Source organism: Mycobacteriales bacterium (genome assembly GCA_035995165.1).
Taxonomy (GTDB): Bacteria; Actinomycetota; Actinomycetes; order Mycobacteriales; family CADCTP01; genus CADCTP01.
This window is the reverse complement of sequence record DASYKU010000061.1, coordinates 50681-59911: the sequence shown is the minus strand read 5'-3', so window position 1 is coordinate 59911 and position 9231 is coordinate 50681. Positions and strand designations below refer to the sequence as shown.

The window sequence follows — 9231 nt, the reverse complement described above, 5'->3', positions numbered from 1 at the left end:
TGACGAGCTGGCCCGGTTCCGCCAGGAGCTGCGGCACTTCACGGCCGAGCGGCGCTGGGGCGTCTCGGTGGTCTCGCTGGGCGACGACGTGGCCACGCTGCTGGCGGGCCGGGTCGCCCGCGGGGTCGCGCCGGACGTGGCCATGCTGCCCCGGCCGGGGCTGGTGGCCGAGGACCTGACCGGCCTGGCCACGGTGCCGGACCTGACGCCGCCCGGGGTCTCGACGCTCTGGCGCGCACTGGCGAGCCCGGGCGGGACGACCCGCGGGGTCTGGTACAAGACCGCGCACAAGTCCCTGGTCTGGTACCGGCCGGATGTGCTCGCCCGGATGGGGATGCGGGAACCGCCGTCGGACTGGGCGTCCTGGCGCGACCTGCGGGAGCGCTGCGTACGGGCCGGGATCGCGCCGCTGTCGATCGGCGCGGCCGACGGCTACGTCCTCACCGACTGGTTCGAGAACGTGCTCTGGGGCCTGGACCGGGTCACGTACGAGGCGCTGGCCGGCGGCACCGACTCCTGGGACCGGTCCTCGGTGGTGCGGGCGCTGGAACTGCTGGCCGAGGTCTGGTCGCCGCCGGGCACGCTGCCGGGCGGGCCGGCCCGCGCGCTGGTCACCCAGTTCGAGGACTCGGTGCTGGACGTGGCCGTCCGGGGCCGGGCGGCGATGCTGGTCGGCGCCGACTTCGTGCTGCCGGTGGTGACCCGGCTGGCCCCGCAGGCGCCGCCGCTGGACTGGTTCCACGTGCCGGCGCCGCCGGGCGGGGTGCGGCCGCTGATCGTGGCCGGCGACCTGGCCGTGCTGCTCGCGGAGGCCGGGCCGGGCGGGCGGGAGCTGGTCGACTGGCTGGCGCTGCCGCGGGCGGCGGTCGACTGGGCCGCGTACGGCGGGTTCGTCTCGCTGCGGCCGGAGGTGACGAGGTACCCGCCGCAGTACCGCCCGGAGCTGCTGGACGAGGTCCGGCTCGGCGGGCCGGACGAGTTCGGCTTCGACCTGTCCGACCGGCTGCGCGGTGGGCTGTCCGGCGGCGACGGGCGCGGGCTCTGGCGGCTGCTGCAGCGGTTCCTGGCCGAGCTCGGGCACGGCGGGGATCCCGAGCAGACCGTCGAGGAGACGGTCGCCGCCCTGGTCGCCGCGGCTGCTCCCGGAGCCCAGCCGTGAGCCGGGCGGGGGTCCGGCGGTGACGACGACGAGCCGGGCGGAGGAGCCGACCGGGACCGGGACGGACGACGGCGTCCCGATGTACGAGATCGCGACCCGGGAGGACACCCGGCCGCGGCCCGCCGGCCGGCCCGCCGTACCGGCCTGGGCCGTCCTCGCGCCGCTGCCGGCGGTGCTGGCGGTACTGGCCGTGCTGGTGGTGCCGCTGGGCTGGACGATGGCCCGCAGCCTGTTGCGGGACGGCCGGTTCGCCGGGCTGGGCGACTACCGGGTCTTCGCCGACGACCGGGTCACCCGGGCCGCCGGCAACAGCGTCTGGTGGGTGCTGTTCGCGCTGGTCCTCGGGGTGGCCGGGCTCGGGCTGGCCGAGCTGGCCCGGCGCGCGGGCGGGTCGCGGACGCTGCTGCTGGCGGTCCTGGCCGCGCCGCTGGCGGTGTCCGGGTTCGTGGCGGGGGCGGCGTTCCGGCTGCTGTTCGACCCCGACCCGGACCGGGGCACGGTCGCCGCGGTGCTCGACCACCTGCCCGGCGGCCCGCCGAACCTGCTCGGCCCCGGGTTCATCGCGGTCGTGCTCGGCTCGGCCTTCGCCTGGTCCTGGATCGGGCTGGCCGTGGTGGTGTTCGCGGCCGGGCTGCGGGCGGTGCCGAGCGACCGGCTGCGGATGGCCCGCTCGGCCGGCCTCGGCCCGGTCGCCCGGCTCCGTACGGTCCTGCTGCCGGCGTTGCGGCCGGTGCTGGCGACCGTGCTGCTCACGCTGCTGGTCGCGGCGGCCCGGATCTTCGACCTGGTGCTGGTGGCCGTACCGGGGTCGGTGCAGGAGGCGGCCGACGTGGTCGGCCTGCAGTGGCTGCGCCGGGAGAGCGACCTGGCCGAGGGGCAGCGGGCGGCGCTGGTCGTGGTGCTCACGCTGTTCCTGGCCGCGGCGGCGCTGCTGGCCGCGCGGGGTGGGCAGACCCGGCGGTCGCTGGCCGCGCCCGAGCCCGGCGACCCCGACCCGGCCCCGCCGCGGCGGCGGTCCTGGCGCTGGACGCTGCGCGGGGTCGGTGCGCTGGCGCTGGCGCTCTGGCTGGTGCCGTTCGCGGCGCTGGTGCTGACCTCGCTGCGGGCGCCCGCGACGGCGGCGCTGCACGGCTGGTGGTGGACGGGCACGGGCCTGTCGCTGGGCTCGTACCGGGACGCGTTCGCCAGCGGCGAGCTGGGCGGGGCGATCGGGGCCACCGCCGTGCGGGCGGTCGCGGCCACGCTGGCGTTGCTGATCCTCGCCGTCCCGGCCGCGTACGCGCTGGCCTGGGGCGGCCTGCCGCGCCGCGACGTCCGCCGGCTGGCCGCCGTCTGCGCGGTCCTGGCCGTGCTGCCGGTCCAGGTGTACGCCGGTCCGCTCGGGGACGCGCTGTCCGCGCAGAGCTGGCTCGGCTCGCCGGGCGCCCTGGCCGGCGTGCACGCGGCGGCCGGCACCCCGTTCGCGGTGCTGCTGCTGCGGGGCGCGTTCGCGACCGTGCCGGCCGGCGAGGTGATCCGGCAACGCCTGGACGGCGGGGAGCGGCTGGCCGCGGGCGTGGTGCTGATCCAGCGCTGGGAGTCGCTGGTCGCGGTCGCGGTGCTGGAGTTCGTGCTGGTCTGGAACGACCTCGTGGTCGGCCTGCTGGTCGGGACGCCCGGCAGCCGGCTGGTCACGCTGGCGCTGCTGTCCGAGTCCCGGGAGTTCGCCACGAACGTGGGTCCGCTGGCGGCGGGCGCGGTGGTGGTGACCGCGGTGCCGCTGGCGCTGGTGCTGGTGACCGGACGCCGGCTGATCCGCGGGCTGGCGGCGGGGGTGGCCCGGTGACGAGCGCGGGCGGGTACCGGGGCGGCGACCGCGACAAGCTCGACCCGCCCGCCCACCGGGAGGCCGCGTCCCCGCCGGCGGCCGACAAGGCGGCCGGCACGCGCGAGCCGGCCACGCAGCCGGCCACCGGGCCGGCGGCGGAGCCGGCCGCCGACTCGGCCCCGGGCCGGACCGCCCGGCGGCGCACCGGCTGGCGGCGGTTCCTGCCCGGCTCCGGCTGGGAGCTGCCGACCCTGCTGCTCGGCGGCGTCGTCTGGCTCGGCGCGCTGGTGTTCAGCGACACGCTGGGCGGGGTGCTGAGCGGGGTGCCGTTCCTGACCACCGGGCTGCTGGTGGCCGGCCTGCTGGCCTGGATCGGCCAGCTGCTGCTGCGGCGCCGGGCCGAGCGGCAGATCGAGGAGCTCGGCCGCGGCGACCAGCCGGTGCCGCTGCCGGCGCCGCCGGAGCTGATCGGCCGCTCCGCCGGGCTCGCCGCCGCGCTGGACAAGGTCCGCCAGCACGGCGTGCTGCTCGTGCACGGCCCGCGCGGCATCGGCACCTCCGCACTCGCGCTGGCCGCCGCGGCCGAGCTGGCCGCCGGCACCGGCACCGGCCCGGGGACGTACACGGATCTGCGGGCGAGCCAGGCCGGCCGCCCGGAGCCGCCGTCCCGGGCCCGGGCCCGGGTGCTGGCCGCCCTGGGCCTCCCGCCGGACGTCACGATCTCCGACGAGGACCTGTACGACGCGGTCGCCACCGAGCTGCGCGACACCGGGCGGGTCCTGGTCGTGGACAACGTCCGCACCCGGGACCAGGTGGCCTGGCTGGAGCGCCCGATCCCGGGCGCGTACGTGCTGCTGGCCGGGGACCTACCGCCGTGGCCCGGGCCGGCGGACCTGCCGGTGGGTCCGCTCGGTCCCGACGACGGGCTGGCCCTGCTGCGGGCCGACCCGGCGGTGGCGCCGCGGGCGCTGCCCCGGCGGGAGTCCCAGGACCTGGCCCGGCGCTACCTGAAGTTTCCCGTGGTCGTGGTCGCGCTGCGGACCTGGCTGGCGGCCAACCCGCGGGTCGGCATCCGGGCCCTGCTCGACGACCTGGACGGCCGGACCGGGCCGGTGGGCGTGGCCGAGCCCTCGGAGCTGCTGCGGACCGTGCTGACCCTGCAGACCCAGGGCGTCTCGGCGCCGGCCCGGCAGCTGCTCGCGCTGCTGCCGTACGTGCCGCTGACCTGGCTCACCGACGCGGCGGTGGGCGCGCTGCTGGGCCGGCCGCGGGCCGAGGCGCTGCCGGTGGCGGAGGAGCTGGTCCGCAGCGGGTTGCTGGTGACGATGACGCCGAGCCGGTTCCGGGTGCCGCGGGAGGCCCGCGCCCTCGGCCTCGGCGCCGAGCCGGACGCGCGGGCCGCCGCGCTCGGCCGGCTCATCACGCTGTACTCGGGCGAGGCGACCGAGCAGCGCGAGGCCCTGCGCGGCGCCCGGTCCGGCTCCGAGCCCGAGGCCCGGGCCTGGTTCCGCCGGGAGGAGGACGCGCTGCTCGCGTTGCTGCGCATCGCCGGGGACGCCGGCCGCCCGGCCGCGCCCCGGGTCGCGCTGCTCGCCGACGCCCTGGACGTCTGGTACGGCCGGGACGGCCGGCTGGAGGACCGCCGGATCGCCGCCGTGGCCGCGGCCGAGGCGGCCGGCGCGCTCGGCGACACCGGCGGCCGGGTGACCGCGCTGCTGCGGCTGGCCGCGGTCGACCGGGCGGCGGGCGAGCTGACCGCGGCGGCCGGCCATCTGGCACTGGCCCGGCAGCTCGCCGACCCGGCCGACCCGCGGGTGGCCGTGGCCCGCGGTGAGATGGCGTACGCGTTGGGCGACCGGTCCGCGGCCGGGGCCGAGTTCGAGCACAACCTGGCCCGCCGCTCCCGCCGGGACGTCGTCGGACGGGTCGTCGACCAGCTCGACCTGGCCGCCGTACGGCTCGGGCAGGGGCAGCCGGCGGTCGCGGCCCGGCTGGCGCTGGAGGCCCGGACGCTGGCCGAGGACGCGGGGGACCCGGCCGGCGTCGCGCACGCGCAGGAGCTGCTCGGTGTCGTCGCGGCCCGGGGCGACGACCCGGGCGAGGCGGCGTCGTACTGGGCCGACGCCCAGTTGCTGTGGGAGCAGCTGCACGACCACGACGGCCAGGCCCGCTGCCTGCAGCACCGGGCCACGCTGCTGCTGGCCGGCGATCCGGAGGAGGCGACCATCCTGCTGCGGCAGAGCGTCCGGCTGCGCGGCGGCCGGCCGGGGTTCGGCGCCGCGCTCGCCCACGCCCGGCTGTCCGAGCTGGCCCGGGACGAGCGCACCCGGGCCGAGCACCGGGAGCTGGCCCGGGCGGCGCTGGCTCCCTGGCAGGACCGATTGGACCGGCCGGCGGAGGTGACCTCGCTCGCGGCCCGACTGACGGCCGACTACGAATCGTAGCAACTGACTACTCTGGGTTGACACGTGCCGCCCCGTGAGGCAGCGTTGCCGTGTCCCAGCGGACACTCCAGTCACGAACCGGACATCGGCGAGGCAACGTACGCCGCGGCCACCGGGCCGCGGATCACCGCGACCCTGACCGGCAGCACGGCCTGGATCGTCGTGACCCGGAACTGCCCGCCCGGCGCGGTCAAGACCTGGTCGGCCGCGGCACCACCCTCGACATCGAGGGCTGGCACCGCTGACGCGTGCGGCGGTGCCGCCCGCGAGGGCGGTGCGGCATCGCCGCTACGCTTGTCCGACCTCTGCCGGGGTAACCCGGCGGACGGACGAGCGGAGGTCGATCGGTGGCGGCACGGCGGCAGCGGGCGGTGGTGACGGGCGGGGCCGGGTTCCTCGGCTCGCACCTGTGCGCCCATCTCCTGCGGGACGGCTGGGAGGTGCTCTGCCTCGACAACTTCATCACCGGTGACGCGGCCAACGTGGCCCACCTGGCCGGGACCGGGCCGTTCCGGCTGGTCCGCGCGGACGTCACCGACTACGTGCACGTGCCGGGCGAGGTCGACCTGGTGCTGCACTTCGCCTCGCCGGCCTCCCCGGTGGACTACCTGCGGCTGCCGATCCACACGATGAAGGTCGGCGCCATCGGCACCCTGCACACGCTCGGCCTGGCCCGCGAGAAGCGGGCCCGCTACCTGCTCGCCTCCACCTCGGAGACGTACGGGGACCCGCAGATCCACCCCCAGCCGGAGTCGTACTGGGGGCACGTCAACCCGGTCGGCCCCCGCGGCGTGTACGACGAGGCCAAGCGGTTCGCCGAGGCCCTCACCATGGCCTACCGGCGCACCCACGGCGTGGACACGGCGATCGTACGGATCTTCAACACGTACGGGCCCCGGATGCGGCCGGACGACGGCCGGGCCATCCCCACGTTCATCCGGCAGGCGCTGGCCGACGAGCCGATCACGGTGGCCGGGGACGGCTCCCAGACCCGCAGCGTCTGCTACGTCGACGACCTGGTCGAGGGCATCCTGCGGCTGGCCGCCTCCGGGCTGCCCGGGCCGGTGAACATCGGCAACCCCGGCGAGTTCACCGTGCTGCGGCTGGCCGAGCTGATCCGGGACGCGGTCGGCTCCCGGTCGCCGATCGAGTTCGTCGAGCGCCCGGAGGACGACCCCTCGGTCCGGCAGCCGGACATCTCGCTGGCCCGGGCCGAGCTCGGCTGGGAGCCGATGGTGCCGCTGGAGGAGGGGCTCAAGCCGACGATCGCCTGGATCCGGGACGCCGTCGGCGCCGACACGGAAGGTTCGCAGTGAAGCTGTCCATCCTCATGCCGGTCTACAACGAGGTCGAGACCGTCGAGATCGTCGTCAAACGGGTGCTCGACGTGCCGTACCCGTGCGACGTGGAGCTGGTGATCGTCGACGACGGCAGCACCGACGGCACCCCGGCCGGGCTGGCCCGCGTCGACGACCCGCGGGTGTCCGTGCACACCCACCCGGCCAACCGGGGCAAGGGCGCCGCGATCCGGACGGCCGCGGCCCTGGCGACCGGCACCCACGTCGTCATGTGCGACGCCGACCTGGAGTACTCGCCGGAGGACCTGCCGGCGCTGCTGCGCCCGGTCCTGGACGGCGACACCGAGGTCGTCTACGGCACCCGCTCGTTCACCAGCCACACCGCGTACTCGTTCTGGTTCGTGCTCGGCAACAAGGGCGTGACGTTCATCGCCAACGCGCTGTTCGACTCCTGGATCAGCGATCTGGAGACCTGCTTCAAGCTGATGCCGCTGGCGCTCTACCGGTCCCTGGACGTGCGCTCGGCCGGCTTCGGCATGGAGGCCGAGATCACCGGCAAACTGCTCAAGCAGGGCGTCCGGCCGTACGAGGTGCCGATCAGCTACCGCGCCCGCAGCCGGGCCGACGGCAAGAAGCTGACCTGGCGCGACGGCGTCGAGGCGGTCTGGATCCTGGGCCGCATCCGCTTCTTCCGCTGACCCGCTCCCTCACAGTCCCCGTACGGCCAGGCACCGGACCACGGCCAGGCGCAGGATCGGCGCGCTGCGGCCGGGGTCGTCGGGCGGCGCGCGCAGGTCGTAGAGGTCCGCGCCGGCGCCGGTCTCCCGCAGCGTGTCGACGTGCCGGCCGATCGTCGCCAGGTGGGCCCGGTAGCCGTCGCGGGTGTCGGCCGGGAGCCCGGAGAACTGGTGCCCGTAGGCGAACCAGACCCGGCCGTACCGGGCCTTGATCGTCGTCTCGGTCGCCCCGGGCTGCCGGCAGGCCCCGTGGGACGGCGTCACGATCCGCACCGCCGCGGTCGGCAGCCCGACCCGGGGCCCGTACACCGAGACCGGGATGCTGAACTGGTCGAACAGCACGAGGTCGCCCGGCCGGTAGTGGTCGGCGATGTACTGCAGGACGGGCCGGGTCTCCTCCTTGAGCAGCGGATGGGCCGTGTACGTCAGCGCCTGGTCGACGCTCGGCGCGGCCAGCACCGCGATCCCGGCGATCGCGGCCGCCGCCGGCACCGTGGCCAGCGCGGTCACCGCCCGGCGCGGATACCGCCGCAGCAGGCTCACCGGCGCGCACAGCACGAGCAGCACCGTCGGCACCGCGAACAGCGCGAGCCGGTCCGAGGCCGGGTACGCATGCCGGATCGCGGCGGCCAGCAGCACGAGCAGCGGCAGCAGGAGCACCACCAGCGGCCGGGCGCAGCGGGCGGCCAGTACCACGAGCCCGGCGCCGAGCAGCGTCAGCACCAGCCACCCGTGCCCCAGTTGCAGCGGCCGGTCCAGCAGCCGCGGGCCGCTGGCCCGGACCCAGCCGGCGAACGATCCCGGCGCCAGCGGCTCCGGCGGGAAGCCCTCGGCCCAGAACCGCTGCAGGGTCTCGTTGCCGACGGTCTTGGACAGCGCCACCACGTACTCGACCGTGACGCTGACCGCGAGCGGGACCGCGGCCAGGACGAGCAGCAGCAGTCGGCGCCACTGCCGGTCGATCAGCGCGAGCAGGCCGAGGGCCCCGAACACGCCGGCGGCGGTCAGCACCGCGGCGTGGCTGAACCAGACGCAGGCCGCGGCACCGGTCCCGAGCAGCGCCACCTGCCGGACCCGGGCCGGCGGCCGGTCGAGCAGGGTGACCCCGAGCAGGAGGAGCAGCACCGACCAGAAGACGTCGGCCGAGTACTGCTTGAACTCGTTCGAGTAGTAGACGAGCAGCGGGGACCAGGCGACCAGGAAGGTCGCGGCCAGGCCGGCGACGGCGCCGAGCACCCGGCGGGCCAGCAGCGCGGACAGCGCCAGCGCGCCGCAGCCGAACAGCAGCGGGAGCAGCCGGGCCGGCCGCTCGCCGGTGCCGAACATCGACATGACCAGGTGCTCGGACCACAACCAGCCGATCGGGGCGGCCTGGCCGGCGGCGAGCGGCCGGGTCAGCCGCCCGTAGCCGGCGTGCACGGTCACCAGCCAGAGGCTGCCCTCGTCGGCCCAGAACGACCGGGCGGCCAGCCACTGGCGGACCCGCAGGGCGACCCCGAGGCAGACGACCAGCCAGGTGGCCGCGAGCAGCAGCCGGTCGGCCCAGGAGCGCCCGACCGGCTCGGGCGGCTCGGCCGGCTCGGGCGGTTCGGGTTCGGGCGGTTCGGGCGGTTCGGGCGGTTCGGGTTCGGGCGGCTCGGGCGGTTCGGGTTCGGGCGGCTCGGGCGGTTCGGGTTCGGGCGGCTCGGGCGGCCCGGGTTCGGGCGGCTCGGGCCCGGGTGGCTCGGGACTGTCGACCTCGACGAAGGCAGCCATCGCACCCCCTCGACCGAGCCGACCGTCGCAA

General features: G+C 76.8%; 7 protein-coding genes. 5 read left to right on the top strand and 2 right to left on the bottom strand.

The annotated features are described in order from the left end of the window. The 3 genes from VGP36_10380 to VGP36_10370 all read left to right on the top strand — a co-directional run. The coding region (locus VGP36_10380) for an ABC transporter substrate-binding protein (GenBank protein HEV7655118.1) at nt 1–1159 on the top strand (1159 nt) is incomplete at its 5' end. Between the two features lie 19 nt (nt 1160–1178). Next, nucleotides 1179–2984 carry an ABC transporter permease subunit gene (locus tag VGP36_10375; protein HEV7655117.1) on the top strand — a complete coding sequence of 602 codons (1806 nt, stop codon included), beginning with the start codon at nt 1179–1181 and terminating at the stop codon, nt 2982–2984. Then, nucleotides 2981–5410: a tetratricopeptide repeat protein gene (locus VGP36_10370; GenBank protein ID HEV7655116.1), complete on the top strand. Its 2430-nt coding sequence runs from the start codon at nt 2981–2983 to the stop codon at nt 5408–5410. The genes VGP36_10375 and VGP36_10370 overlap by 4 nt, the downstream gene beginning before the upstream one ends. Nucleotides 5411–5481: 71 nt before the next feature. Here VGP36_10370 and VGP36_10365 read toward each other — a convergent pair whose 3' ends face one another. After that, entirely contained in the window at nt 5482–5649 is a 168-nt protein-coding gene (locus tag VGP36_10365; GenBank protein ID HEV7655115.1) for a hypothetical protein, read from the bottom strand. Nucleotides 5650–5757: 108 nt separating this feature from the next. Here VGP36_10365 and VGP36_10360 point away from each other — a divergent pair, with 108 nt between their 5' ends. Together VGP36_10360 and VGP36_10355 are read left to right on the top strand one after the other, a co-directional pair. Then, complete coding sequence (locus VGP36_10360; protein HEV7655114.1) at nt 5758–6726, top strand: UDP-glucuronic acid decarboxylase family protein; 969 nt, start codon at nt 5758–5760, stop codon at nt 6724–6726. Further along, complete coding sequence (locus tag VGP36_10355) at nt 6723–7406, top strand: glycosyltransferase family 2 protein (protein ID HEV7655113.1); 684 nt, start codon at nt 6723–6725, stop codon at nt 7404–7406. The genes VGP36_10360 and VGP36_10355 overlap by 4 nt, the downstream gene beginning before the upstream one ends. Before the next feature lie 9 nt (nt 7407–7415). Here the strand turns inward: VGP36_10355 and VGP36_10350 are convergent, their stop codons facing one another. Continuing rightward, nucleotides 7416–9200 carry a glycosyltransferase family 39 protein gene (locus tag VGP36_10350; GenBank protein HEV7655112.1) on the bottom strand — a complete coding sequence of 595 codons (1785 nt, stop codon included), beginning with the start codon at nt 9198–9200 and terminating at the stop codon, nt 7416–7418. Nucleotides 9201–9231: the final 31 nt, after the last annotated feature.

What these genes read in the sequence shown, in the direction of transcription:
- VGP36_10350 (HEV7655112.1), bottom strand. Translation starts at nt 9,200, where the DNA reads ATGGCTGCCTTCGTCGAGGTCGACAGTCCCGAGCCACCCGGGCCCGAG.